Annotated in this window: 25 protein-coding genes and 2 tRNA genes; 14 read left to right on the forward strand and 13 right to left on the reverse strand. The window is 57.3% G+C overall.

Annotated elements, in window-relative coordinates; all coding sequences use genetic code 11:
- Window positions 1-42: 42 nt before the first annotated feature.
- Window positions 43-807, forward strand: a complete 765-nt coding sequence (locus tag QP965_RS04445) for a TetR/AcrR family transcriptional regulator (protein ID WP_284844201.1) — start codon at window positions 43-45, stop codon at window positions 805-807.
- A 10-nt stretch (window positions 808-817) separates the two neighbouring features.
- On the opposite strand, the gene clpX is transcribed toward QP965_RS04445, so the two are convergent.
- Window positions 818-2,113: an ATP-dependent Clp protease ATP-binding subunit ClpX gene (gene clpX / locus QP965_RS04450; RefSeq protein ID WP_284844200.1), complete on the reverse strand. Its 1,296-nt coding sequence runs from the start codon at window positions 2,111-2,113 to the stop codon at window positions 818-820.
- 227 nt (window positions 2,114-2,340) lie between these two features.
- Here clpX and fabG point away from each other — a divergent pair, with 227 nt between their 5' ends.
- Window positions 2,341-3,108: a 3-oxoacyl-ACP reductase FabG gene (fabG, locus tag QP965_RS04455; RefSeq protein ID WP_284844199.1), complete on the forward strand. Its 768-nt coding sequence runs from the start codon at window positions 2,341-2,343 to the stop codon at window positions 3,106-3,108.
- A gap of 98 nt (window positions 3,109-3,206) precedes the next feature.
- On the opposite strand, the gene QP965_RS04460 is transcribed toward fabG, so the two are convergent.
- From QP965_RS04460 to QP965_RS04485, 6 genes are all read right to left on the reverse strand, one after another.
- Window positions 3,207-3,461: a hypothetical protein gene (locus tag QP965_RS04460; protein WP_284844198.1), complete on the reverse strand. Its 255-nt coding sequence runs from the start codon at window positions 3,459-3,461 to the stop codon at window positions 3,207-3,209.
- Between the two features lie 164 nt (window positions 3,462-3,625).
- Window positions 3,626-3,916 carry a hypothetical protein gene (locus QP965_RS04465; RefSeq protein ID WP_284844197.1) on the reverse strand — a complete coding sequence of 97 codons (291 nt, stop codon included), beginning with the start codon at window positions 3,914-3,916 and terminating at the stop codon, window positions 3,626-3,628.
- A gap of 3 nt (window positions 3,917-3,919) precedes the next feature.
- Window positions 3,920-5,218, reverse strand: coding sequence for an inorganic phosphate transporter (locus tag QP965_RS04470; RefSeq protein ID WP_284844196.1), 1,299 nt, complete (start codon window positions 5,216-5,218; stop codon window positions 3,920-3,922).
- A 318-nt stretch (window positions 5,219-5,536) separates the two neighbouring features.
- Window positions 5,537-7,039: a peptide MFS transporter gene (locus QP965_RS04475; RefSeq protein WP_284766978.1), complete on the reverse strand. Its 1,503-nt coding sequence runs from the start codon at window positions 7,037-7,039 to the stop codon at window positions 5,537-5,539.
- A gap of 236 nt (window positions 7,040-7,275) precedes the next feature.
- A complete protein-coding gene (locus QP965_RS04480) occupies window positions 7,276-7,899 on the reverse strand; it encodes an ATP-dependent Clp protease proteolytic subunit (protein WP_005324052.1) in 624 nt (207 codons plus the stop codon).
- A gap of 20 nt (window positions 7,900-7,919) precedes the next feature.
- Window positions 7,920-8,519 carry an ATP-dependent Clp protease proteolytic subunit gene (locus QP965_RS04485; protein WP_005324051.1) on the reverse strand — a complete coding sequence of 200 codons (600 nt, stop codon included), beginning with the start codon at window positions 8,517-8,519 and terminating at the stop codon, window positions 7,920-7,922.
- Window positions 8,520-8,657: 138 nt separating this feature from the next.
- Between QP965_RS04485 and QP965_RS04490 the strand changes: the two genes are divergently transcribed.
- The 6 genes from QP965_RS04490 (at window position 8,658) to QP965_RS04515 (ending at window position 14,121) form a co-directional block, all read left to right on the forward strand.
- Complete coding sequence (locus QP965_RS04490) at window positions 8,658-9,338, forward strand: metal-dependent transcriptional regulator (protein ID WP_284844195.1); 681 nt, start codon at window positions 8,658-8,660, stop codon at window positions 9,336-9,338.
- Window positions 9,339-9,453: 115 nt separating this feature from the next.
- A complete protein-coding gene (gene nrdI, locus QP965_RS04495) occupies window positions 9,454-9,921 on the forward strand; it encodes a class Ib ribonucleoside-diphosphate reductase assembly flavoprotein NrdI (RefSeq protein WP_005324049.1) in 468 nt (155 codons plus the stop codon).
- Window positions 9,922-9,971: 50 nt separating this feature from the next.
- The gene (gene nrdE, locus QP965_RS04500; RefSeq protein ID WP_284844194.1) at window positions 9,972-12,167 is read left to right on the forward strand and encodes a class 1b ribonucleoside-diphosphate reductase subunit alpha; all 2,196 of its coding nucleotides are present in this window, start codon (window positions 9,972-9,974) and stop codon (window positions 12,165-12,167) included.
- A gap of 51 nt (window positions 12,168-12,218) precedes the next feature.
- Window positions 12,219-13,244: a class 1b ribonucleoside-diphosphate reductase subunit beta gene (gene nrdF, locus QP965_RS04505; protein WP_023020918.1), complete on the forward strand. Its 1,026-nt coding sequence runs from the start codon at window positions 12,219-12,221 to the stop codon at window positions 13,242-13,244.
- 85 nt (window positions 13,245-13,329) lie between these two features.
- On the forward strand, window positions 13,330-13,500 hold the full coding sequence (locus QP965_RS04510) for a hypothetical protein (RefSeq protein ID WP_005329175.1): 171 nt from the start codon (window positions 13,330-13,332) through the stop codon (window positions 13,498-13,500).
- A 39-nt stretch (window positions 13,501-13,539) separates the two neighbouring features.
- Entirely contained in the window at window positions 13,540-14,121 is a 582-nt protein-coding gene (locus QP965_RS04515) for an NADPH-dependent FMN reductase (protein WP_239204981.1), read from the forward strand.
- A 173-nt stretch (window positions 14,122-14,294) separates the two neighbouring features.
- Here the strand turns inward: QP965_RS04515 and tig are convergent, their stop codons facing one another.
- From tig to QP965_RS04530, 3 genes are all read right to left on the reverse strand, one after another.
- The gene (tig, locus tag QP965_RS04520) at window positions 14,295-15,653 is read right to left on the reverse strand and encodes a trigger factor (protein WP_005324044.1); all 1,359 of its coding nucleotides are present in this window, start codon (window positions 15,651-15,653) and stop codon (window positions 14,295-14,297) included.
- Window positions 15,654-15,743: 90 nt separating this feature from the next.
- A tRNA-Pro gene (locus QP965_RS04525) sits at window positions 15,744-15,817 on the reverse strand.
- Between the two features lie 134 nt (window positions 15,818-15,951).
- Complete coding sequence (locus QP965_RS04530; RefSeq protein WP_284844193.1) at window positions 15,952-16,776, reverse strand: DUF1542 domain-containing protein; 825 nt, start codon at window positions 16,774-16,776, stop codon at window positions 15,952-15,954.
- A 122-nt stretch (window positions 16,777-16,898) separates the two neighbouring features.
- On the opposite strand from QP965_RS04530, the gene QP965_RS04535 reads away from it, so the two are divergent.
- From QP965_RS04535 to QP965_RS04550, 4 genes are all read left to right on the forward strand, one after another.
- Window positions 16,899-16,973: transfer RNA gene (locus QP965_RS04535), tRNA-Gly, on the forward strand.
- A gap of 119 nt (window positions 16,974-17,092) precedes the next feature.
- Window positions 17,093-17,785 (forward strand): nitroreductase, encoded by a 693-nt coding sequence (locus tag QP965_RS04540; protein ID WP_284844192.1) that lies wholly within the window; start codon window positions 17,093-17,095, stop codon window positions 17,783-17,785.
- Between the two features lie 68 nt (window positions 17,786-17,853).
- Window positions 17,854-18,486, forward strand: a complete 633-nt coding sequence (locus QP965_RS04545) for a hypothetical protein (RefSeq protein ID WP_239278334.1) — start codon at window positions 17,854-17,856, stop codon at window positions 18,484-18,486.
- Window positions 18,487-18,504: 18 nt separating this feature from the next.
- A complete protein-coding gene (locus tag QP965_RS04550; RefSeq protein ID WP_284844191.1) occupies window positions 18,505-19,338 on the forward strand; it encodes an aldo/keto reductase in 834 nt (277 codons plus the stop codon).
- A gap of 86 nt (window positions 19,339-19,424) precedes the next feature.
- Here QP965_RS04550 and QP965_RS04555 read toward each other — a convergent pair whose 3' ends face one another.
- Window positions 19,425-19,898 (reverse strand): ribose-5-phosphate isomerase, encoded by a 474-nt coding sequence (locus QP965_RS04555; protein ID WP_005327249.1) that lies wholly within the window; start codon window positions 19,896-19,898, stop codon window positions 19,425-19,427.
- A gap of 116 nt (window positions 19,899-20,014) precedes the next feature.
- Between QP965_RS04555 and QP965_RS04560 the strand changes: the two genes are divergently transcribed.
- The gene (locus QP965_RS04560) at window positions 20,015-20,419 is read left to right on the forward strand and encodes an MFS transporter (protein WP_225746538.1); all 405 of its coding nucleotides are present in this window, start codon (window positions 20,015-20,017) and stop codon (window positions 20,417-20,419) included.
- On the opposite strand, the gene QP965_RS04565 is transcribed toward QP965_RS04560, so the two are convergent.
- Window positions 20,416-21,039: a mycothiol-dependent nitroreductase Rv2466c family protein gene (locus QP965_RS04565; RefSeq protein WP_284844190.1), complete on the reverse strand. Its 624-nt coding sequence runs from the start codon at window positions 21,037-21,039 to the stop codon at window positions 20,416-20,418. The two genes, QP965_RS04560 and QP965_RS04565, sit on opposite strands and share 4 nt — an antisense overlap.
- Window positions 21,040-21,137: 98 nt before the next feature.
- On the opposite strand from QP965_RS04565, the gene pepN reads away from it, so the two are divergent.
- Entirely contained in the window at window positions 21,138-23,654 is a 2,517-nt protein-coding gene (pepN, locus tag QP965_RS04570) for an aminopeptidase N (protein WP_239278337.1), read from the forward strand.
- Here the strand turns inward: pepN and QP965_RS04575 are convergent.
- A complete protein-coding gene (locus tag QP965_RS04575; RefSeq protein WP_284844189.1) occupies window positions 23,651-24,430 on the reverse strand; it encodes a GntR family transcriptional regulator in 780 nt (259 codons plus the stop codon). The genes pepN and QP965_RS04575 overlap by 4 nt on opposite strands.
- Window positions 24,431-24,447: the final 17 nt, after the last annotated feature.

Consider the following 24,447-nt stretch of genomic DNA (forward strand, 5'->3'; position numbering starts at 1 on the left):
CACCGCGCCACCGCCGCGCCGCAAGGATTAAGGACTTATGCAATGAGCACAGAGAATACTGACCCACTGCAGGCTGCAGACCAGGCGGATTCTCCTCACGCTGCCCACGCGGAATCCGTCAGCATTGACTCCGTGGTGGACGTTGCGATCAAGCAGTTTTCCCGTTTCGGCTTTACAGAAACCAAGCTAGAAACCATCGCCCAAGAATCCGGCATGTCCAAGCGCATGATTCACTACCACTTTGGCGATAAGAAGGGCTTGTACCTGCGTGCGCTGAGCACCGCCGCGCAGCGCCTCAATCCGCCTGAGGATGCCCTGGAAATCGATACCGCAGTTCCGGTCGAAGGCGTGCGCAAGTTGGTAGATTGGCTCTTCCGCGAGCGCGTAGCCAACCCGGACGCCATCCGCATGCTGGTATGGGAAAGTAACCAGCAGATTGTGGACCCGGCACAGCAGGCTATTGCCGACGTCGCCGGGGTGGCCCTCCACCTTGACCGCTTGCTGCTCTTGGGCCAAGACGCCGGCGCCTTCCGCCCGGGCATTTCCGCCAATGACATCTTCACCCTGATTTCCTCGTTGACGGTTTACCGCGTGACCAATCAGGTGATGGTGGAAAACATGCTGGGCGTGAACTTCAATACCCAAGAAAATATCGACGGCATGCATAGGCTCACCGTCGATGCTGTGCTGGCTTTTTTGACCGCCAATATTCCGGGCTCAGGCCACGAGTCCTACCTCACCTCGTCCTCGTTCGATACCAAGGAAGGCGACGAGGCCTCCCCGCAGGATATCTACAACGAGGAGTAATAGCGCCGGCTTAAGCGGATTCCTTTGCCTCGTCCTTGTAGCTAAACTGCGGCTCCGCGCCCTCGGTCACGCACTCCGACGTAATGTGCACCGTGGCAATATCCTCGCGGTCCGGCAGATCGTACATGACCGGGACCAAAAGCTCTTCCATGATAGCGCGCAGGCCACGCGCACCCGTCTTGCGCTCCAAGGCTAGCTCCGCGATGGCGTCCAATGCCGCAGGCTCGATGTCCAATTCGCAGTCATCCATCTCAAAGAGGCGGCTGTACTGCTTAACCAGGGAGTTCTTTGGCTCGGTGAGCACCTTGACCAAAGATTCGCGGTCCAGGTTATCCACCGTGGCCACGACAGGCAGGCGGCCGATGAACTCTGGAATAAGGCCAAACTTCACCAGATCCTCGGGGCGTACCTGGGAGAAGAGGTCAACCTTTTCGCGCTCGTCCTTGGTATCCAAGTTGGCGCCGAAACCCACGCCCTTCCTGCCCACGCGATCCGCAATGACCTGATCCAGGCCCGCGAATGCGCCGGCAACAATGAACAAGATATTGGAGGTATCCAGCTGGATAAACTCCTGATTCGGGTGCTTGCGGCCACCTTGCGGCGGGATGGCCGCCACGGTACCTTCTAGGATCTTCAGCAGCGCCTGCTGCACGCCCTCACCAGATACGTCGCGGGTAATGGACGGGTTCTCGGACTTGCGCGAAATCTTGTCCACCTCATCGACGTAGATGATGCCGCGCTGGGCACGCTCCACGTCAAAATCCGCGGCCTGCAGCAGCTTCAACAGGATATTTTCCACGTCTTCACCCACGTAGCCGGCCTCAGTGAGGCTGGTGGCATCGGCGATGGCAAAGGGGACATCGAGAAGCCGGGCCAAGGTCTGCGCCAGGTAGGTCTTACCGGAACCAGTAGGCCCCAACATCAAGATATTGGACTTAGAGATCTCCACCTCATCGCCCTCGGCCTTCTTGCGGCGGGCCTCCAACGCCGCCGACTCTTCGGCCTTGATGCGCTTGTAGTGGTTATAGACCGCCACAGACAGCACACGCTTGGCCTTGTCTTGGCCGATGACGTACTTATCTAGGAAGGCAGAAATCTGCGAGGGCCGAGGCAGGCGCACCTCTGCATCGGAGGATTCTTGCGCCTGCTCTTGGCCCAGTTCCTCTTCGATGATCTCATTGCATAGCTCGATGCACTCATCGCAGATGTAGACACCGCCGCCGGCGATGAGCTTTTTCACCTGCTTCTGACTCTTGCCACAAAAGGAACACTTGAGCAGGTCAGCGCTTTCTTGCATACGTGCCATTAAGTTCTTTCACACTCGCTTTTCGTACCGCTATCCACAGTTGGAAGGACGATTCTACCCTTCCGAGCGGCTTCATCTTCATCTGTTTCTACCTTAGTAAATCAACCCGACAGGCCCTTCATTCATTCCTTCCCGCGTGGCGAAATTCCCAGGCCTTTCTTGCTCTTGCGGCCTAAACTAGAAGGTGAAATCACCCTCATCCCACCCCTTTTAGGAACAGGAGCATCATGTTCGATCTCACAGGCCGGGTAGCCATCGTCACCGGCGGCGCCTCCGGCATTGGCCGCGGCATCGTCGCCTCGCTGCGTGAGGCCGGCGCCACCGTTGCCATCGCCGATATCGACCTAGACCACGCCGCCACTACCGCTAAGGAGTTGGGTGCCAGTGCCATTCGCGTGGACGTCACCGACCGCGCTTCGGTTAGGGACATGTATCGCCAGGTCACTGCCGAGCACGGCGGATTCGACATTGTGTGCTCCAATGCCGGCGTCTTTCCCAACTGCCCGCTGGCAGAGATGACCGATGATAAGTGGGAGGCGGTGTTTGCCATCAACACCCACGGCACCTTCAAGGTCGTCCAGGAAGCACTCCCCTACCTCAAGCAACGCCGCTATGGGCGCATCGTCATCACCACATCTATCACCGGCTCACACACGGGCTTTCCGGGCTGGGCCCACTACGGCGCCTCCAAGGCCGCCCAGCAGGGTTTTATGCGTTCAGCCGCGCTCGAAGTGGCCCGCGATGGCGTCACCATCAACGGCGTCCTCCCAGGCAATATCCTCACCGAGGGCCTCGCGTCCCAAGGCCAGGAATACCTCGATCAAATGACGCGGTCGGTACCGCTACACCGCCTGGGCACCCCGCGCGATATTGGCGCTGCAGCAGCCTTCCTAGCTTCGGAAGAGGCAGGCTACATCACCGGCCAAACACTAATTATCGATGGCGGCCAGCTTCTGCCCGAGACCCCTGAGGCCATCCTGCCGCCACGCGATTAGCCGCGCTTGCCGACGCCCCCGTGTACCCCACGCAGCACAAAGCCCCTGCTACACAATGTGCGGCAAGGGGCTTCGTGGGGATTTCATTCAGTTGCTGCTTACTGCAGCCAGTCGAAGTCGAGCAGGAAAAGTTCTGCATCGAGCATCTCGTGTTCATCCGGAGCATGACCGGTGACGGTTTCTAGTGCCTCTGCTACGTCCTTGGTAGTAGCAGGGGTCTTATCAACGTCAAGCAGGGTTTCTGCCACCAAAGCACGAACCGGAGCTTCTGAAACTGTATCCAGGCCGGTTCCAGTGGTGGAGCCCTTGAACACATCAGCGATGCCGTCCATCAAAGTACGCATCTTGTTCATTTCTCACACCTCCATGTGGCTTTCTCTCTGTTTGATAGAGAAGAATATACGCGGCACATCTCCACTAAGCAACCCTTTAGTCGCTTTAAGTTAACCTTTTGCTAACTTACGAAAAGTGTGCCGCGCGCCACATGAGAGGTTTACCCCCAAGGAAGGGCAGTGACTTAGAGGTCACCAAACGGCGCGAAGCCAAAGTAGTGGTCCAGCGTCTCGCGGGCAATCCACATGATGGCCACGAGGATAACTACGGCCAGCACCGCATAGACAGTCCAGCCAAGCACCTTCATCTGCGTGCTTGCCGGAGTATCACCTACGACAACGCCATTGTCATCACGAATGGGGTCACCGGTCATGCACCGCATACCCAAGGAGAAAAGGAGCGGAATGCCAGCGCCGAAGACCAGGGCCAAGCCTGCAACGTGAATGAGGGACTCGAAGATTTCTGCAGCAGTCATGGTTTAGCGCTCCTCTTGAGCAGTAGACGGCGCGGAGGCATCCTCCGCATTGGTAGCGGACACTGGTGCGGCGCCGGCAGCAACTGGCTCCTTGCCGTCAGAGCCCGCACCCATGGAGGAATCCACGGACTCGGAGTTTGGATCCCAGTCGTTGTTGACGTTGGAAGCATCCACCGGGTTCATGCGGGAACGGATGACAATGAGCGCGGCCATTGCCAGCAGCAAGACGAAGTCCACGATGGCACCGGTTGCCACGTTAGTGAAGGAGGAGACGCCATACGCTAACCACCAGGTAGCAAAGCCCACGAACGCTGCGCACGGCAGGGTGATGAGCCACGCGGACACCATGCGCATGGCAACACCCCAGCGAACCTCGGCACCACGGCGACCCAGGCCGGTACCCAGGATGGAACCGGTGGACACGTGGGTGGTGGACAGTGCCATACCACCGGTAGCAGAAGTGAGGATGATGGCTGCAGAAGTAGCTTCAGCGGCCATACCCTGCGGGGACTCAATCTCCACCAGCCCCTTGCCCAGGGTGCGGATAACGCGCCAGCCGCCGGACAGAGTGCCGGCCGCGATAGCCACAGCACAAGAAACGATAACCCAGGTTGGAATTCGGGCGTCGGCAACCGCATGCCCAGAGGCAACCAGTGCCAGGAAGATAACGCCCATGGTCTTCTGCGCATCGCCAGCGCCGTGCGCCAGGGACACCAGGCAGGCGGTGACGATCTGACCGTGGCGGAAGTGCTCGTTCTTAGCCTTATTCGGGATGGTGTTGGTTACCCAGTAGATAAGGAACGTGGCACACGCCGAAACCAGCGCCGCAATGATAGGCGAGGCAACGGCCGGGATAATGATCTTGCCGGCAATGGAAGACCACTCCACGCCAGTCGAGCCCATCGCAGCGAAGGCGGCACCGATGAGGCCACCGAACAGGGCGTGGGAGGAACTGGACGGCATACCCAGCAACCAGGTGAACAGGTTCCAGATAATACCGCCGATAAGGCCAGTAAAGACGACCATCAGCAGCGCTTGGCCGTCGGTGTCAGCGGCGGCGCCAGATAGGTCGTAGGAATCAAGGTTAACGATGCCCTTTGCCACGGTCGCAGCAACATTGACCGAGAGGAAGGCACCCACAAGGTTAAGCACTGCGGAGATGGCCACCGCAGTAAAAGGCTTCAAAGCACCGGTGGCAATGGACGTAGCCATCGCGTTGGCAGTGTCATGAAATCCGTTCGTAAAGTCAAAGGCAAGGGCGGTAACCACCACAATGCCGAGGATAATCAGAGTCGCTGTCACAGCGTTGGCCCCTTGGAAAGAAAAGATGAACACGGTACGCACCTGCGGCGCCTTCACGCGTCGCGGACGAAATGCAGAGTACTCCTGCACCCAACCACAGACAATTGCTTTTCTTTAATATTCCCTTTGGTTAACCTTTTGTTAACCTGCTGGGGCTCAGAATCGAGCCCAAAAGAAGCCCAGCGGGACACAACTTCCCCAGCTCATGCCGTCTATGTTCCCCCACCTTCCCTGTTTAACCCGAGTGATAAAAACCACTTAGGGAGGTATGTCAACATCACGCCGACATACCTCCCATTTAAGGGTGTTTTACAGCACCTAGCGGAAGGTAGAGAACTTCTTTACCACCCAGCGGCTTAGAACAAGCAGGATGGCACCCAACACGATGGATACAACACCAAGGGAGATGAAGAAGGTATTCTCCGCGCCTGCATCATCCGGGTTATAGAAGCTAGCCAAGGAGCCGGCCAGCGAGGTACCCATAGCCACCGCCATCATCCACACCGCCATCATGCGGGACGGGAATGCCACCGGCGCCACCTTGGTGGCAAGCGCATTGCCCACCGGCGAAAGAAGGAGCTCCGCCATGGTGAAAAGGAAGAGGATGAAAACGATGACAAACATCGGGGTGGAGTTCGCTTCCGCACCCGAGAAAGGAAGGAAGAAGAACAAGGAGATGCCGATGACGATATTGGCTACGCCGAACTTTACTGGGGTGGACCACTGCCTATCCCCTAGCTTCGTCCACATCGTTGCGAAGACAGCGGAGAAAATAACAATAAAGATCGGGTTAATGGACTGTACCAGTGATGGCGGGATTTCCCAGCCAAACATGTGGCGGTCCAGGCGCACATCCGAATAAATCGTCATCACCGTAAACTGCTGCTGGAAGATTCCGAAGAACAAAACACCGGAAATAAACATCGGAATAAACCCCAACAGGCGGTTCTTTTCCTCCCGGGTCACCAACTTCGAGGTATACATCTGTGCCCACAGATAGATTGCTGCAACCAGAGCAACCGTGGTGACAATATTGGACAGCCAATCAACCTGAATAGCGCCGGTAGCCAATGCCACCACCATAACCACGATGATGGCTGCAACTACCACCACACCCATGAGCAATTGCTTCCGGCTAGCCGGGTTTGGAACCTCGTGCCCCGCATCCTTAATGGTGGTCTTGCGCATGAGCGAATACTGGATCAGGCCGAGCGCCATGCCAATTGCTGCAATACCGAAACCCCAATGGAAACCCTGCCAGCCCCACAGCGCGGTGGTGAGCAGCGGACCAACAAGCGCGCCGATATTAACGCCCATATAGAAGATGGAGAAGCCACCATCGCGGCGCGGGTCATCGCGACTGTACATAGCACCAAGCACGACCTGCGCGGTGGTCTTAACACCGCCGGAGCCGATGGCAATAAGGACGAGGCCAATAGCCAAACCAGTTATTTCGGGAACAAATGCCAAAGCAATGTGGCCAAGCATCACCATGCTGGCCGAGTAAAACAGTGTGCGTTCTGCACCCAAGACACGGTCAGCAACAAGAGAAGCCAATAAGCAGGCCATGTAGACCAAGCCACCGTAGGCTCCCACAATAGACGTCGCATCCGCTCGGTCGAGGCCGAGACCACCATCGGTAGTGGAGTAATACATGTAAAGCAAGACAAGAGCTTGCATGCCATAGAAGCTAAATCGCTCCCACATTTCCACGCCAAAGAGGTTGGCCAAGCCCCATGGGTGGCCAAAGAATGTACGCTCGCCGCTCTGCGGCGTGGGCGTAGCAGCCTGGGCCACCGCGTCAGATGTGTGTTTCTCCATAAAAATATCTGACCACTTGGAGGCCTAAATCACAAATCAGTCATTATAAGTTTAGTGTCGCACGATAGAAATAAACCTAACGACCTGCAGATATTGCGCAGAGAGACTTACCCCATTCGGGTGCAGCAAGAATTACCGGGCATTGCCCCTTCCCTGCCCTACAATGCTGAAAGCCCCTGCCTCACAACCGGAATTCGGTTGAGCGGCAGGGGCTACCTAGAATGAGTTATTCCAAATTAAGCGTTGAGCTTGCGGTAATCAAAGACCGTATCGATGATGCCATATTCAACGGCTTCCTGAGCGGTCAGAATCTTATCGCGATCCGTATCAATGCGGATCTGCTCAGCGGTACGACCGGTGTGCTCAGACAGGGTGGTTTCCATCAGCTTGCGCATGCGCTCAATCTCGGCGGCCTGAATCTCCAGATCAGAAACCTGACCCTGAGTACCCTGAGTTGCCGGCTGGTGAATGAGCACGCGGGAGTTAGGTAGCGCGGCACGCTTACCCGGCGCACCCGCAGCCAAGAGCACAGCGGCGGCGGAAGCAGCCTGACCCAGGCACACGGTCTGCACATCGGGACGAACGTAGCGCATGGTGTCATAGATAGCCATCAACGCGGTGAAGGAACCACCGGGCGAGTTGATGTACATGGTGATATCGCGGTCTGGGTCCTGGCTCTCCAGAACCAGCAGCTGGGCCATGATGTCATTAGCGGAAGTATCATCCACCTGGGTACCCAAGAAGATAATGCGCTCTTCAAAAAGCTTGGAATATGGGTTGGTTTCCTTAGTGCCCTGTGCGGACTGCTCAATGAAGGACGGCAGAACGTAGCGGGAACTTGGCATCTGGGACTGATTCATAGTGATTTTCTCCTTATTCCCTAGTTGCTCAGCGGGCCGTTAACGGACTCAATGACGTGGTCAACAATGCCGTAGTCCTTGGCCTGCTGGGCGGTCATCCAACGGTCACGGTCGGAGTCCTTGGTGATCTGCTCAAAGGTCTGGCCGGTGTGCTCGGCAATGAGCTCGGCCATCTCGCGCTTGGTCTGAGCAAATTGCTCAGCCTGGATGGCGATATCCGCAGCGGTACCGCCAACTCCGGCAGAAGGCTGGTGCATCATGATGCGTGCGTGCGGCAGCGCGTAGCGCTTGCCCTTGGTACCGCCGGAAAGCAGGAACTGGCCCATGGAAGCAGCCAGGCCCATACCGTAGGTGGCAATATCGCACGGCGAGTACTTCATGGTGTCATAAATAGCCATGCCCGCAGTGACAGAGCCACCCGGGGAGTTGATGTAGAGCGAAATGTCGCGAGTGGGGTCCTCGGCGGACAGCAGGAGGATCTGGGCGCACAGCTTGTTCGCAATCTCATCATCGACCTGGGTTCCCAGGAAGATAATGCGCTCGCGCAACAGGCGCTCGTACACGCTATCGCTCAGATTCATACCCGTAGACGACGAGTTCATTGAAATCTTCTCAGACATTAGTGGTTCTCCTTCAAGTGAAGAATGCTTTAACTGGCCCCACCTTACCGGCATTCCTCTCAAACTTGGCCTCTGTTCGCTATGAGCGTTGTGCCACAGCGCCAAAGGCGCACACGGAAGCTGGGTTAACATTTACTCATGTCTGTTTCCGAGCTGTCCACCAGTACCCAGAACTATTTGAAAGCTATCTGGGGGCTAAAGGAATGGTCATCCGAGCCCGTTACCGCCACGCTTATAGCGAAACAGCTGGGACTCAAGCTCTCCTCGGTTTCCGATGCAGTGCGCAAAATGGCGAAGCAAGGGCTCGTGTCACACACGCCCTATGGCGCTGTGGAGTTAACCGAACTTGGCAGGCAGTACGCATTGGTCATGGTGCGCCGTCACCGATTGCTTGAGTCTTTTTTGGTTCAAGCATTGGGCTACACCTGGGACGAAGTCCATAATGAAGCCGAAAATCTCGAACACGCGGTGTCTGACATGCTCATAGAACGTGTGGATAAGTTCCTTGATTACCCCACTAGGGATCCGCACGGCGATCCTATCCCTACGGTTGATGGACAGATCACCATCCCCAGTGCGCATCGCCTCACCGACAGCGGTGCACAATCGCAGGTGACCGTGGAACGCATTTCTGATTCCGACCCACAACTGCTGAAGTTCCTTGAAGAGCGCGGCATTGTCACTGGGGCTGTTCTTAGCACGCGCGAGGGAGCGCCCTTTTCAGATTCTCTCGAAATACAGGTGGCCGGCGGTACTCAGTGGGTAGTACTTGGACGCCCAGCTACCGACGCAGTGTTTGTAGCACACCACAACCTTTAGACATTCCCCTTTGCATTAATCCTGCTCTCACCTGCCCTTTTCAAAACTACGTTAGACCGTAGTTGCAACTACGGCATTGCGTAGTTAGTCTTTTCGAATATCACCTACCCCACTTATGGCTAAGGCCAGGATGAGCAGGATTGCCATGTCAGACTCACCAGATTTGGTGTACTTTTCCAGCGTTTCAGAGAACACGAAAAGATTCGTCGAACGCTTAGATAGACCCGCGGTGCGCATTCCACTGCGCCCCAAGAAAACCGGGATGATCCAGGTTTCACACCCGTACGTACTCATCGTTCCCACCTACGGCGGCGGCTCGCTCAAACGCGCAGTCCCCAAACAGGTCATCGACTTCCTCAATGACCCAATCAACCGCTCCTTTATCCGGGGCGTTATTACCTCAGGGAATACCAACTTCGGAAGTGCTTACTGCGTCGCCGGACGCATCATTTCCGCCAAGTGCCACGTACCGGAGCTGTATCACTTCGAGCTTCTCGGCACCCAGAAGGACATCGCCGCCGTAAAGCAGGGCCTTCAGAAGTTTTGGGAGCAGCAAAAGCAGCTAACGATGACACCCCATTAATCCCCCACAAGATGAAGAACACATCCGCATCACACAGATTGGAAAACACAATGTGGCCTCTTGATGCCACCCCCACACAGACTATTGGCGCTACGCCCCGCACCGCTTCAGCAGACAATGCCGGCGGTGTCGGCAAGCGCAAGAGCTACCACGCACTCAACGCGCAGCTGAACTTGTTCGACGCTTCTGGAAAAATCCAGTTTGACAAGGACATTCAGGCAGCACAAGACTATGTCACGCACCATGTCGCTCCCCGCATGCATCAGTTCGATTCCACCAAGCAACGCTTGGAATGGTTGGTTGATAACGAGTACTACGAGCGGGATTTCCTTGAGCTTTATGATGACGCCTTTCTGTGCGCCATGTACGACAGAGCACATCGAGTTAAGCATCAGTTCCGCACCTTCCTCGGCGCATTTAAGTTCTTCACTTCATATGCACTGAAAACCTTTGATGGCTCCCGATTCCTAGAAGGCTACGAAGAACGCGTCGCCACCACAGCTTTATACCTTGCACAGGGCGACGAAGAGCTCGCAGAAAAGCTGGTGGATGACATCATGACCGGACGCTTCCAGCCCGCCACCCCTACTTTTCTCAACGCAGGCAAAGCCCAGCGCGGCGAAATGGTCTCCTGCTTCCTCCTGCGAATCGAAGACAATTTGGAGAGCATTGGCCGCTGCGTGAACTCTGCACTGCAACTATCAAAGCGCGGTGGTGGAGTGGCCCTGTTGCTGAGCAATCTGCGCGAATCCGGAGCCCCGATCAAAAAGATTGAGAACCAGGCTTCCGGCGTAGTCCCAGTCATGAAGATTCTCGAAGATAGCTTCAGCTATGCCAACCAATTGGGCTCCCGGCAGGGCGCTGGAGCCGTCTACCTGCATGCGCACCATCCAGATATTCTTCGCTTCCTGGATACCAAGCGGGAAAATGCCGATGAGAAAGTCCGTATCAAGACTCTTTCGCTGGGGGTTATTATTCCAGATATAACCTTCCGTCTGGCCAAAGAGAACAAGGATATGCATCTTTTTAGCCCGTATGACATCGCTCGCGAGTACGGCGTAGCCATGTCTGACATGTCCATCACCGAGTACTACGACGAGCTGGTTGCCAATCCGCGAATCTCTCACACGACCATTAAGGCCCGCGAGTTTTTCACCACGCTGGCTGAGCTTCAGTTTGAATCCGGATACCCCTACATCCTCTTTGAGGATACGGTCAACCGCGCTAATCCCCTCAAAGGACATATCAATATGTCCAACCTGTGTAGCGAAATCCTCCAGGTCAACACGCCATCGACCTACGGAGCTTCGGGTGACTACACCACCGTTGGCCAGGATATTTCCTGCAATCTAGGTTCGCTCAACATTGCGAAGGCTTTTGAATCGCCGGACTTCGGGGAGACCGTCGAAACCGCAGTGCGTGCCCTCACGAAGGTTTCAGACCTGACGAATATCGAAGCTGTTCCCTCCATCGCTCACGGAAATGCTTCCATGCATGCCATTGGTCTGGGCCAAATGAATCTCCACGGCTTCCTTGCTTCACAGCGTATTCCTTATGGCTGCGCCGAGGCACTGGACTTTACAAATATCTACTTCCTCACGGTGACCTACCATGCGCTCCGCGCATCCCATGCACTCGCGGTTGAAAAAGGTCAACGATTCACAGGCTTCGAAGAATCCACCTATGCCACTGGCGCCTACTTTGACAAATACATCGACCAAGACTGGGCGCCAGCCACTGAACACGTAAAACAGCTCTTCCACGAAGCAGGCGTGCAGATCCCTCAACGCGAGGATTGGCTACGGCTCAAGAATCAAGTGATGCAAGACGGCATCTACAACGCCTACTTGCAGGCAGTTCCACCCACTGGATCAATTTCCTACATCAATGACTCCACCGCGTCCATCCACCCAATTGCCTCCAAAATTGAAATACGCAAGGAAGGCCGCTTGGGGCGCGTGTACTACCCCGCGCCGGAAATGACCAACGACAACCTGGAGTATTTCGATGACTCCTACGCCGTGGGATACGAAAAAATCATCGACACCTACGCCATGGCCACCCAACACGTGGACCAAGGGCTTTCCCTGACCTTGTTCTTTACCGCTGATACCACCACGCGGGACATCAACAAGGCACAAATCTATGCCTGGAAAGCCGGAATCAAGACCCTCTACTACATCCGTTTACGCCAATCCGCGCTCCAAGGAACCGAGGTCGAAGGCTGCGTCTCCTGTGCTTTGTAGGAGCACGGTCCTCCCCTTGTCCACAACCATTCACTCAGAAAGAAAGAAGCTATGTCATCAACATCGAATAGTGCTGAACTAACCAGCATTTCAGTTACTCCGCCGAGCTACCGGCATGATCCTTCAGCCCGCATCCGCGCCATCAATTGGAACCGGGTGAGCGATGACAAGGATCTTGAAGTGTGGAACCGTCTAACCGCCAACTTTTGGTTGCCAGAGAAGGTCCCGCTTTCTAATGATCTCCCGGCGTGGCAGAAGATGACACCCGAGGAACGCAACCTCACCATGCGGGTGTTCACGGGACTCACCACCCTGGATACTGTCCAGGCCACCGTGGGTGAAATCTGTCAGATTCAAGATGCCCGCACCGAACACGAGGAGGCCGTGTATACCAACATCGCCTTCATGCAGTCAGTCCATGCCCGTTCATACTCTTCAGTGTTTTCTACCCTGAGCAGTACAAAGGAAATTGATGAAGCATACCGCTGGGCGGTGAATAACGACCTTCTCCAGGCACGCGCCAAGAAAGTTCTCGCGCACTATTTTGGGCCGGATCCACTCAAACGCAAGGTGTCATCGACGTTGCTTTCCTCGCTGCTTCTCTACGCGGGTTTCTATCTTCCCTTGCACTTTTCTGTCCACGCCACCCTGACAAATACGGCAGACATGATCCGCCTCATTCTGCGTGACAAGGCAGTGCACGGCTACTACTCGGGTTACAAATATCAGCGCGGTCTGGAATCCACGACCCCGCTACGGCAGAAGGAGATGCATGATTTCACCATTTCTTTGCTAGAAGAGCTTTATGCACTAGAGCTGGACTATTCCGGCGAGCTATATGAGCCTTTGGGACTCATGGATGATGTAGCCGTGTTCGTTCGCTATAACGCCAATAAGGCACTCATGAATTTGGGCTACCCGGATTATTTCCCGCCCGAAGAAACGGAAGTGAACCCAGAAATCCTCGCGGCCCTAGCCCCCGGAGCAGATGAGAACCATGACTTCTTCTCCGGATCTGGTTCCTCCTATGTCATTGGTACTGCTGAAGAAACGAGTGATGATGACTGGGATTTCTAAACCTTTTCCGCGACCGGACCAAGGAAGCTGGCTTGAGACCATCGCGCTGTTTGAAGCCATCCGCGAAGGAAACCAACCCGCAGCCATGCGGCTGTTGAATACATCCGCCGCACGAGAGGCCGTCCTCGGGGGGCTTCTAGGACTCATCGAACTGTACTTCCGCCATGAAGAAGGAGACAAAGTAGATGGCTTCCTCACCGCCGCCCACGCTGCCGGCCCACCGCCGGCCTTTGGCTGCAAGCCTTTTCTCCCTTGACCACGTCTCCCTCCACCCAACTAAGAAAGAAGGTTTACCATGACCACCCCACGTATCAGCGTTATCGTCGGCAGCCTGCGCCGAGAGTCATTTGCACGCAAGATTGCACACGAGGTGCTCACGATGATCCCTGAAGGCTACGAGGCAAACATCGTGGAAATCCGTGACTTGCCGCTCTATGACTTCGACTACGATGACCCCGCCGTCACGGACAAGCCCACTCCGGCTGAGTACACCACCTTTCGCGAGACCATCAAGAACTCGAGCGGGATCCTCTTCATTACGCCAGAGAACAACCGCACTATCCCTGCCTGCCTCAAAAACGCAGTGGACATCGGTTCTAAACCCAACTCAGATGTGGCGTGGAAGAACCTTCCCGTAGGTATCATTAGCCACTCTGTAGGCCGCATGGGCGGCTACAGTTCACAGAAGAACCTTCGCCTCGCTCTGTCCTACTTCGACATGCCGCTCCCTGGTCAGCCCGAAGTATTTCTGGGCCAATCCCCCACCCTTTTCGAAGAGTCCGGACATCTCAATCAACGTACCGCAGACTTTGTCAAGGATTACGTTATGCGCTTCCTGCAGTTGACCGACGAGGCCTTTAGAGCCAAGAACGGCTAGCGGTATCCCCAGCCAACACACATCACGCCCTCTTCGAAGTACTCAAAGACTCCTAGAGGGCGTTCACAATGACACAAACCCCGGATTCAGGCTCATCCTTGAGTTACCTGAATCCGGGGTTTCATGCGCGCTCGCCACCACACATGTGGCAGCAGCGCGTTACAAGCGGGAGATTACTTCTCCTCGGAAGCTTCTGCAGCGTCCTCTTCTTCGATTTCACCGAAGTACTGGTCAACGTCTACGTCGTTGCCCTCTTCATCCTTGACGGTGGTGCGGCAGATAGCGGCAGCCAGTGCCTTGCCACGGCGCACGTCAGAGAAGAGGTTTGCGATCTGGCCGTTGGACTGCAGCTGCTGGATGAACTGGTTCGGGTCCATGCCGTAGGACTGAGCGGTGAACAGGATGTGGTCGGTCAGCTCCTGCTGGGAAACTTCCGGCTCTTCCTTCTCTGCTACAGCGTCGAGGAACAGCTGGGTGCGTACGGACTCTTCTGCCTGCTCGCGAGTCTGCTTATCAAACTCTTCGCGGGAGGTGCCCTGTGCCTCAAGCAGCTGAGCCAGTGCCTTCTCATCGTGAGCCAGCTGGCCCAGGATCTGGTGCAGCTGGGAGTGTGCCTGCTCGTCCACTACGGACTGCGGCAGCTCGAATTCAACCTCGGACAGTGCGGACTTCAGAACCTCATCGCGGATCTGTGCTGCCTGCTCAGCCTTCTTGGTCTCCTCCACCTGGGTCTTGGTGGACTCACGCAGCTCGTCCATGGTGTCGAACTCAGAAGCCATCTGAGCGAACTCATCGTCCATAGCCGGCAGCTTGCGCTCCTTGGACTGCTGGACGTGGACCTTGATGGTGGCCTCTTCGTCCTTGTGCTCGCCGGACTGGATGGTGGAGGTGAATTCGTTATCCTCACCGGTCTTCATGCCGCGCAGGGCAGTGTCCAGACCCTTGATGAGATCATCGTCGCCGATGCGGTAAGACAGACCCTCGGTGGAAGCGTCTTCAATCTTCTCGCCGTCAATTTCAGCGGTGATGTCGATGATGGCGTAGTCGCCGGTCTTCATCTTGCGCTTGGTGTCCTTGAGCTCACCGAAGCGCTCTGCCAGCTCCTCCAGAGCCTTGTCGACGTCCTCTTCGTCAGCCTTCAGGGCTGGGACGGTAACGGAGATCTTGGAGAAGTCCGGAATCTCAAACTCAGGGCGGATATCAACCTCGGCGGTGAACTCCACGAAGTCCTTGTCCTCGATCTTGGAAATGTCAACGTCCGGCTGGCCGATGACCTTCAGATCGTTTTCCTTGACTGCCTGCTCGTAGCGGGAAGGCAGCATGTCGTTGACAACCTGCTCCAGGATGGGGCCGCGGCCGAAGCGAGCGTCAATAAGCTGGCGCGGTGCCTTGCCCTTACGGAAACCTGGAATAGAAACCTGCTGCGCGATTGCCGCGTAAGCTTGATCGATTTCCTGGTCCAGCTCCGCAAACGGAACGTTGACGGTGAGCTTAACGCGGGTATCGCTCAGCTTGTCTACGGTGGTCTTCACGAGTGAATCTCCCTGGCTTCATTGTTTTACGTACATAAACTTAAAGGGGGTCCGGAAATCCTTATTAGGGCATTTCCAGACCCCCATACGTCGGGGCGACAGGATTTGAACCTGCGACCCCCTGCTCCCAAAGCAGGTGCGCTACCAAACTGCGCCACGCCCCGTATGTAGGCCACCAAGTTGCCTTGGCTGCGTTGCATACCTGAGACAGTGTACCGTGTCCGTTTTAAATCTCCTAAACGGACCCCCACCTAATAGAATCAACGCAGCACAGAGGCCACTTTTGACAGCCTAGCGGCTAGAAATCGAAATCAAACATTCCATCAAAGAATCCGCCACCATCGCCATCGCCAAGGCCATCAAACAGGCCGCCGCCGTCATCGCCACCGCCCATGTCACCGGCGCCGCCAGCATCGCCAGCGTCACCACCCATGTCGCCAGCATCGCCCATGCCATCACCGCCACCCCAGTCGCCGCTTTCAGCAGCGGCCGCGGAATAGCCAATGCCAGACATACCGGAGAATAGGGCATTAAACATCATGGAGTAGCCAACCATCCACACGCCGGTCTGCAATGCATCAGCCCACCACGGACGGGAATACCAACCTGCCGGAACCGGACGGCCGGCCACGGTTCCGCCTGGGTAGTAGTTCGGGGTGTCCGCGGAGGCGTACGGCGAAGCAGTGATCTGCTGGCCATTCGCTTCCACGGTGCGCTTTTCCGTCACCTTGCCGGCGGCGCGCTGCCCCTCGAGTGGTGGCAGCTCTGGGCCCGGGTTCATGCCCATAATCTCGCGCGCAGCATTCACATAGTGCATGCCTTCCAAGGCGGACTCACGCGCTAGGTTCGCCTGCTTTGCGGTGGTGGCGCGCGAAATCGCCGAGTTAGCTGCCGTGAAACGCTCGGACGCATCGGCCATCGCCTGCTGGGAGGCAGAGTCTGTGCCAGAAATCTGCATCACCTGTCCGCCTAGGCGTTCAATCCACCGGCGAGCGTCAGCTTGTGCATCGGCCAATTGCTGCGCTTCTCGTTCCTCGCGGCGTTTTTGGGAGTTGCGCGAAGACATAAACCACGCGCCTCCGCCCACTGCCAGCACAAGGAGCAAAATTTCCACTACGATCATCGCTTTCTATTGGTAGGGCCATTCCTCTTATAACAACGGCTCAAGCGCCACCCTAGTTCCCTATTTTCATTTTTGCCCTCGCGTGCGCTAAAGTATGGCGCAGCGTTTCAATAGCGCGCTGTGGGAATGTCGTATAGTGGCTAATACCTCAGCCTTCCAAGCTGAAGACGCGGGTTCGATTCCCGTCATTCCCTCCATTTTTCGCCCATCTTTCAGGTGGGCGATTTTTTCGTTTTACCTACCCCAGACCCGCTCACCCGCGCTGGCCACGCTTGGTTTAAGGCGGACACATACGCCGATGTGTAGGGTGGCGCGCATGACTTCAACCAATAAGTATTCCGAATTTATCCGCAACCGCCATTCTCCCCGTGCGTTCCTGCCGGAACCCATGCCGGTAGAAGACATCAAGCAGGTCTTGGAGGATGCTCAATCCGCACCGTCCAACTCCAATACCCAGCCGTGGCACGTGCACGTGGTGGGAGGGGAAAAGCTCAAGGAGCTCAGCGCTGCGCTGATTAAGGAATTCGATACCAACGGCCTTAGCCCAGACTTCACCACCGATTACGGTGAGGGCATCCACCCCCAGCGTTCCCAAGAACTGGCCGCCAAAATGTACGGGCTGCTTGGCATTAAGCGCGAAGATAAAGAAGGCCGCGTAGAGTTCATCCGCGAAAACCTGCGCTTCTTTGGCGCACCCCATGCGGTACTGCTTTTTATCCCGCCGATGGGCGACCACATCCGCGCCGCCTTTGACCAGGGAACCTACACCGAAAACTTCCTGCTTTCCCTCGAGGCACATGGTTATCACGGCATCCCGCAAGGCATGATTTCCCTGATTGCGCCAACCGCACGTAAATTCCTCGGCGTGGATGAGGACTACAAACTGGTCACCGCCATTACCTTTGGTACGGCCGATGAATCTAGCCCAGTCTTTAACACGGCTCCGGGCCGCGCGCCGCTCTCAGAGACCGTGACGGTGCACGGCATCGAGGGACTAGAGCTCGATTAATACCGCGGCGGTGATTTGTGTGGGCAAAGTTGGCCGAAGGGGGCGTCGGCAAGCATAGAATTGAGTCCATGGATATCACTCTTGCGACCTTTGACCATGCGCCTGAGACCGCACTGCGCGGCGTTCGGTTTAAAAACACGTGGGTGCCTTCGGAAACGTATGCGGACTCCCGCCGCGGCACCCTGACCGGCCAGTACCCGCAGCGCCAGGCCACCACGCGCATCAGCGAGGTTTTTGCTGGGGTGGGCTATGAGGTCCGCGAAGACACGCAACCGGCCGGTGAAGACGTCTTCCGCCTCCTAGAACAGCCCAGCCTGGAGGAACTCGACCAGGTTGAAGGCGTCATTGCTGTCTGCTCCCTGCTAGGTGGAAATGCTCCGATGTCGGTGCTGTGGCCGGGTGTGGCGGAAAGCGGAGAGAATAACGAACTAGTCTCCCCTATTGATTTGGCTCCCACCCTCGCCGCCATTGCCGGGCTGGATGTGCGGCCCAATGCGCGCCTGTCCTTCGATGGGTTGAACTTGGTTCCGGTACTGCGCCATGGTGCCTCGGGGCACGCCGCGTTGTTCTTTGACAATGGCGTGCGCATGATAGATGCCGCGCTTATCGACGACACCGCTACCCCACCCCATGAGCGCGCCCGCCTGCAAGATGAGTGGGAGACGTGGAATAAATTCATCACGCTCGGCCCGCTGCAGTAGATAGGTAGTCTGGGGCGCATGAGCGTACCTAACATCACCCTGAATGACGGCAATACCATCCCGCAGCTGGGCTTCGGCGTATTCCAGATGGACCCGGACAAGACCGAAGCGCTGGTAGCCGAGGCCCTGCGGGTGGGCTATCGCCATATCGATACCGCCGCTATCTATGGCAATGAAGAAGGCGTAGGTAAGGCTATTGCCAACTCCGGCATCCCTCGCGAGGAACTTTTTGTCACCACCAAGCTGTGGAATGACCGCCAGACCGATGCCGCCGCAGCACTCGATGAGTCTTTGGACAAGCTCGGCCTAGAGTATGTGGATCTCTACCTCATCCACTGGCCTACCCCGGCGAAGGGAACCTACGTCGAGGCCTGGCAGCAGCTCATTGAGCTGCAGAAGCAGGGCAAGGCAAAGTCCATCGGCGTCTCCAACTTCGAGCTGGAACACTTGGAGCAGCTGGAGCTCAAAACCGACGTCAAGCCGGCGGTCAATCAGGTTGAGCTTCACCCTTACCTGCAGCGGTGGCGCGAGCTGGATGCTTTCCGCGCCCACACCGTAGCTATCGAGGCATGGGGGCCTTTGGGCCAGGGTAAGAGCGATATCTTGGACGCGCCCGAGGTCACCGACGCCGCTGCGGCGCACGATGTCAGCCCAGCGCAGGTCGTCATCCGCTGGCACCTGCAGAATGGCGTCATCCTCTTCCCCAAGTCCGCCACGCCATCGCGCATCGCGGAGAATTTCGACGTCTTTGGCTTCGAGCTCACCGAGGACGAGATGGCTGCCATCACCGCCCTGGATGAGGGCGAAGAGGGGCGCGGCGGTCCGCACCCGAATGACATGAATGACGCTTAAGCCTTAGCGCCTCGGCCGAGCCGGCCGAACCACACAAATAAACGCCGCGGAACCAGCTTTGGTCCGCGGCGTTTATTCCTCGTGGCTTAGGCCTCCGGCAGCTCCGGAGCGATGCCGGTGCGCTCGTATTCCGCCAAGATGTCAATGCGACGCTGGTGGCGCTCCGCGCGGGACCATTCTTGGTCCAGGAAAGCATCGACGATTTCCAGTGCCTGCTCCTCGGTGTGCATACGACCACCGATGCCGATGAGCTGGGCATTGTTGTGTTCGCGGGCAAGGCGGGCGGTCTCTGCGGACCACGCCAGTGCGCAACGAGCACCCTTGACCTTATTGGCGGCAATCTGCTCGCCGTTGCCGGAGCCGCCAAGCACGATGCCCAGGGAGCCTGGGTCATTGACGGTGCGTTGTGCCGCTTCGATGCAAAATGCCGGGTAATCATCCTCGGCATCGTAGGTATGGGCTCCGCAGTCAATGACTTCGTGGCCCTGCTTGGTGAGGTGTTCAGCAATCAGGTTCTTGGTTTCGAAACCTGCGTGGTCTGCTCCTAGATATACGCGCATGGCCCACATCCTACCGGCCCGGCGCGCCTTGAGGAGGCTTAGCGCCCACCCTGTTTCGTATTACATTGTCTTGATAAGCTCGCGGGCAACCACTATCGCTATAAAGGAGGAAAGTCATGCCTATAACCAAACCGGTCCTCGCGCTCTACGGCGGGAGCCTTCTCGCCTGCATCATCCTGCTTGGTGTTCAGGTTTCCGGCGCCGGAGGCTTCCTCCTCCCGCTTATCACGAGCATTCTTGCCACTTTGGCTCACCTAGGCCTGGGTGTGTGGTGGATTGCACAAAAGGTGCGCGGGAACCCGCGGGCCAACGGGGGCGCGATTGCGGCCGGCATTATCGCGCTTCTCGCTGGAGCCTCGTGGGCATCCTGGGCGCTAGTCGCGTGGGACGACTTTCGGGCCGGCATGGAACTTCCCTCTATCAATATCGCAGGTCTGCCGGCATTCATCTTGACCCCACTGACCATCGCACTGTGTGTCGGCGCCGCAATTCAGCTGCGCCGACGTAAAAAGACCGCTTAGTTTTCCTCCACCTGCGGCATCTCGGTGCGGGAGCGCTTGAGCTCGAAGAAGTAGGGGCACTGGGCAAGGCGCAGGGAGGCGTCGAAAAGCTCGCCTGCTTCTTCACCGGTAGGGATACGGGTAATGACTGGGCCGAAGAAGGCGGTATCACCCAGCTTGATAACCGGGGTACCCACCTCATCGCCCACAGAAGAAATGCCGTTGTGGTGGTACTCGCGCAGCTTTTCGTCATAATCCTCGGTATTGGCTACCTCGGCGAACTCTGCTGGGAGGTCCACCTCCGCTAGGGCCTGAGCGATGATGTCATCATAAGCGCCAAAGCCGGTGCGCCCGCCATTGCCCTTGGCGTGAACCAGGGTTCCCATCGCAGTGTAGAGCTCGTCTACCTTCTCAGGGCGTTCGGCCTTGACCTTGGCAAAGACGCGGGCTGGACCCCAGTTAGCCTTCATCATGTCCATGTAGGTGGAGTCAAGATCGCGGCCGTCATTGAGCACGGAGAGGGACATCGGCTCGAACTCGACCTCGATGTCGCGTACCTTTTCCACTTCCTTAATCCAGCGCGAGGTAGCCCAAGCGAAGGGGCAGGATACGTCGAACCAGAACTTTACTGCGTCAGCCATAAATACTCCTCTGATTGAAAAAGTTTGCCCCACCAGCCTAGGTGCACGACTACTGTGGATGCAGAACTATTTTTCAGCTTAGAAGGAGAATATAGGCTATGACCTCTATAAACCTGACTCGCGAGGAAGCTGCCCAGCGCTCCCGAATGATCGAGGTAGACCACTACGATGTCACTTTAGACCTCAAGTATTCAGACACCCACTTCCTGTCCACCACGAAGGTGAGCTTTACCTCGCGAGAGATCGGCTCGACCTTTATCGATCTGCGCGCCGAGGAAATCCAGGAGGTACGCCTCAACGGCAACCCGCTGCCCACTGATTCCTATAACCCCACCTACGGCATTCCCCTGTCTGGCCTCCAGGTAGCCGATTACACGCTAGAAGTCACCGCTACGATCCCGTATTCCCGCACCGGCGAGGGCCTGCACCGCTTTGTGGACCCCGCCGATGACAAGGTCTACCTTTATACCCAGTTTGAAACCGCCGATGCCAAGCGAGTCTTCGCCTGCTTTGACCAGCCGGATATGAAGGCCACCTACGCGCTGCATTTCAAGGCGCCCGAAGAGTGGACCATCATTAGCAATGGCCCGGTGAACTGGGAAGGCGATGTAGCCAGCACGGCTATTGACTATCCATTGTCCACCTACCTGGTAGCCCTGTGCGCCGGTCCGTACCACGAGGTCACCGATACCTGGCACGGCGAGCTAACCGCGCACCCAGAGGGCAAGCCGGCCCAAAAACTCGAGGTGCCACTCGGCATCTACTGCCGCGCTTCGCTCGCCCACGCACTGGATGCCGAGCGCCTATTTACCGAGACCAAGCAGGGCTTTGATTTCTACCACCGCAACTTCGGTTTCCCCTACCCCTTTGGCAAGTATGACCAGATCTTCGTGCCGGAGTTCAACGCCGGCGCGATGGAGAATGCCGGCTGCGTTACCATCCGCGATGAGTACGTCTTTACTTCCCAGGCCACGCACTACAAGTACGAGCGCCGCGCCGATACCGTCCTACACGAGTTGGCCCATATGTGGTTCGGTGACTTGGTCACCATGCAGTGGTGGGACGATTTGTGGCTCAATGAGTCCTTCGCCACCTGGTCCGCCGCCATCTCCCAGGCGGAGGAAACCGAATACGATACCGCGTGGGTGACCTTTGCCAATGTGGAAAAATCCTGGGCCTATCAGCAGGATCAGCTGCCGACCACCCACCCGATTTCCACCGACGCCAGCGATATCGAAACGGTGGAGCAAAACTTCGATGGCATCACCTATGCCAAGGGCGCTTCGGTGCTCAAGCAGCTGCAGGCTTATGTCGGCCGCGACAACTTCCTCGCCGGTGTGCGCCGCCACTTCGCCGCCCATGCATGGGGCAATGCCACCTTTGATGATCTGCTGCGCCACCTAGAAGAGGCCTCCGGCCGCGACCTTTCCTTCTGGGCGCAACAGTGGCTCAAGACCTCCGGCATCAATACGCTCAGCGTGGCGCTCAATGCGGATGAGTCTGGCACGATTACCCATGCTTACCTCACCCAGGCCGGCGATACCCTGCGCACCCACCGCGTGGCGGTAGGCCTGTATAACCTGCAGGATGGCAAGGTGGTGCGCACCGATCGCATCGAGATGGATATTGATGGCGCTTCCACCGAGATTCCAGAGCTCATCGGCCGCCAGTTGGGAGACATTGACTTCCTCCTACCCAACGACGATGACCTGACCTATTGCCTCATCGAGCTGGACGCGGGTTCCCTGCAATTCCTGCTGGACAATATTGATAAGTTCGCCGATCCCATGGCCCGTACCCTGTGCTGGTCTACCGCGTGGGAGATGACCCGCGCCGGTACTATGCGCGCCCGCGATTTCATCCAACTGGTTGCCCGCGGCATGCAGGCGGAGACGGAGCTCGCCGTCCTCGAACGTATTGTCTTGCAGGCGTCTAGCGCGCTGAAAAACTATGCCGATCCGCACTGGGCCGCCCAGAGCACCCTGCTTGCCGACGCCCTCCTCGACGGCGCCCACAGCCCCGATGCCCAGCGCTCCATCATCTGCACTCAAGCATTGGCGAAGGTTCGCCTGCACGATAGCGCGCGCGACTATCTGCGCGGCGTACTCGAGTCCTCTGAGGACGCGGGACTGCGCTGGTCCGCACTGGCGGCACTTGCCGCCGATGGCGCGGTAGAAGACGTCCCGGCCGCCGCGGATGCGCAACTCGAGCGCGATAACTCCGCCACCGGCTATTACTCTTCCCTGCGTGCCCGCGCAGCCGTGGCAACCGCCGAGAACAAGCGCGCGGTATGGGAAGAAATCGTGGCGGGAAATCTCACCAACCGCGAGCTCACCTCCAAGCTGGAAGGCCTGCTCTACCCGCATAGCGATGAATTCCTGCCCACCGCGGAGTTCTTCGACATCGCAGAAAAGGTATGGTCTTCCCAGTCCTCCGAGGTGGCGCTGACCACCGTGACGGGTCTCTTCCCTTCCTGGGATATCACGCACAAGGGCCTGGACCGCGCCGATGCCTTCTTGAAGAAGGAGCTGCCGGGTGGTCTGCGCCGCACGGTCACCGAGCAGCGTGACCGCGTGTCCCGCGCGCTGCGCAACCGCCAGGTAGACGCTAGCTAAGCCGGCTTTCCCGCGCCGTTGCCCTGGCCCGGTAGGGGTTGCGGCGCGGGATCCTCACCCAGGACCACCTCGACGTTGGCGATATCAGAGCGCAGCGACTCTTCAATATAGGCAAAGACCGCGCCCGATTTAGTCTTTAACAGCCGCACGAACCGAAGCAGCGGGTGTGACCGGCTCACGTGCAAAAGTTTCTGCTCTTCGGTGCGAGCGGTAGCGGCGCGCATGCTCTCGCGCTTAAAGACGGGCTTGAGGTTGTAGCCAGCCAGGATTTCCATGATGGGCTCACGCAGATCGTGCTGATTGAGATCGGGAGCCATATCTACCGGGATGGTGTAGCGCGAAAGGATGACGGGCTTGCCATCGACTGTATAGAGGCGCTTGATATCCCACGCAAAGGTGGAATCGCTAACACCCAGTACCGCTGCCACATGCTTGGGCACGTGGGCTTTGTTAACGGAGACCACGCGTACGGCGGTGTCGTGCCCGCGCTCGCGCAGCTGGGTGACGATATTGTCCTTGTTGGTCAGGCTCAGTGTAGGGGGAACCGTGCGCACGTAGGTGCCACCACTGCGCCCGCGGCGGCGGTCAATGAGGCCTTCTACCTCCAATATGTCTAAAGCATGGCGCACGGTCATGCGCGCAACATGAAATTCCCGGACCAATTCGCGTTCGGTAGGAAAACGCTGACCGGGTTCTAATTCATTGCGTTCGATCTTATCGCGTAGGGCATCCGAGATACGGAGATAGGCGGGCCGCTTTCGGCTTTGGGAATTCACAGCCCCCGAGTGTAATG

This window comes from Corynebacterium sp. MSK074, from assembly GCF_030229735.1.
Lineage (GTDB): Bacteria > Actinomycetota > Actinomycetes > Mycobacteriales > Mycobacteriaceae > Corynebacterium.

Bases quoted from the DNA above. Each gene is read 5' to 3' on its own strand.
- fabG (WP_284844199.1), top strand. From the start codon at position 2,341: ATGTTCGATCTCACAGGCCGGGTAGCCATCGTCACCGGCGGCGCCTCC.
- QP965_RS04490 (WP_284844195.1), top strand. From the start codon at position 8,658: ATGTCTGTTTCCGAGCTGTCCACCAGTACCCAGAACTATTTGAAAGCT.
- QP965_RS04555 (WP_005327249.1), bottom strand. From the start codon at position 19,898: ATGCGCGTATATCTAGGAGCAGACCACGCAGGTTTCGAAACCAAGAAC.
- QP965_RS04545 (WP_239278334.1), top strand. From the start codon at position 17,854: ATGGATATCACTCTTGCGACCTTTGACCATGCGCCTGAGACCGCACTG.
- nrdF (WP_023020918.1), top strand. From the start codon at position 12,219: ATGTCATCAACATCGAATAGTGCTGAACTAACCAGCATTTCAGTTACT.
- QP965_RS04565 (WP_284844190.1), bottom strand. From the start codon at position 21,039: ATGGCTGACGCAGTAAAGTTCTGGTTCGACGTATCCTGCCCCTTCGCT.
- QP965_RS04465 (WP_284844197.1), bottom strand. From the start codon at position 3,916: ATGACTGCTGCAGAAATCTTCGAGTCCCTCATTCACGTTGCAGGCTTG.
- QP965_RS04540 (WP_284844192.1), top strand. From the start codon at position 17,093: ATGACTTCAACCAATAAGTATTCCGAATTTATCCGCAACCGCCATTCT.
- QP965_RS04475 (WP_284766978.1), bottom strand. From the start codon at position 7,039: ATGGAGAAACACACATCTGACGCGGTGGCCCAGGCTGCTACGCCCACG.
- nrdE (WP_284844194.1), top strand. From the start codon at position 9,972: ATGTGGCCTCTTGATGCCACCCCCACACAGACTATTGGCGCTACGCCC.
- QP965_RS04480 (WP_005324052.1), bottom strand. From the start codon at position 7,899: ATGAATCAGTCCCAGATGCCAAGTTCCCGCTACGTTCTGCCGTCCTTC.
- QP965_RS04560 (WP_225746538.1), top strand. From the start codon at position 20,015: ATGCCTATAACCAAACCGGTCCTCGCGCTCTACGGCGGGAGCCTTCTC.
- QP965_RS04460 (WP_284844198.1), bottom strand. From the start codon at position 3,461: ATGAACAAGATGCGTACTTTGATGGACGGCATCGCTGATGTGTTCAAG.
- QP965_RS04530 (WP_284844193.1), bottom strand. From the start codon at position 16,776: ATGATCGTAGTGGAAATTTTGCTCCTTGTGCTGGCAGTGGGCGGAGGC.
- QP965_RS04510 (WP_005329175.1), top strand. From the start codon at position 13,330: ATGCGGCTGTTGAATACATCCGCCGCACGAGAGGCCGTCCTCGGGGGG.
- QP965_RS04550 (WP_284844191.1), top strand. From the start codon at position 18,505: ATGAGCGTACCTAACATCACCCTGAATGACGGCAATACCATCCCGCAG.
- QP965_RS04445 (WP_284844201.1), top strand. From the start codon at position 43: ATGAGCACAGAGAATACTGACCCACTGCAGGCTGCAGACCAGGCGGAT.
- pepN (WP_239278337.1), top strand. From the start codon at position 21,138: ATGACCTCTATAAACCTGACTCGCGAGGAAGCTGCCCAGCGCTCCCGA.
- QP965_RS04485 (WP_005324051.1), bottom strand. From the start codon at position 8,519: ATGTCTGAGAAGATTTCAATGAACTCGTCGTCTACGGGTATGAATCTG.
- QP965_RS04515 (WP_239204981.1), top strand. From the start codon at position 13,540: ATGACCACCCCACGTATCAGCGTTATCGTCGGCAGCCTGCGCCGAGAG.
- nrdI (WP_005324049.1), top strand. From the start codon at position 9,454: ATGGCTAAGGCCAGGATGAGCAGGATTGCCATGTCAGACTCACCAGAT.
- clpX (WP_284844200.1), bottom strand. From the start codon at position 2,113: ATGGCACGTATGCAAGAAAGCGCTGACCTGCTCAAGTGTTCCTTTTGT.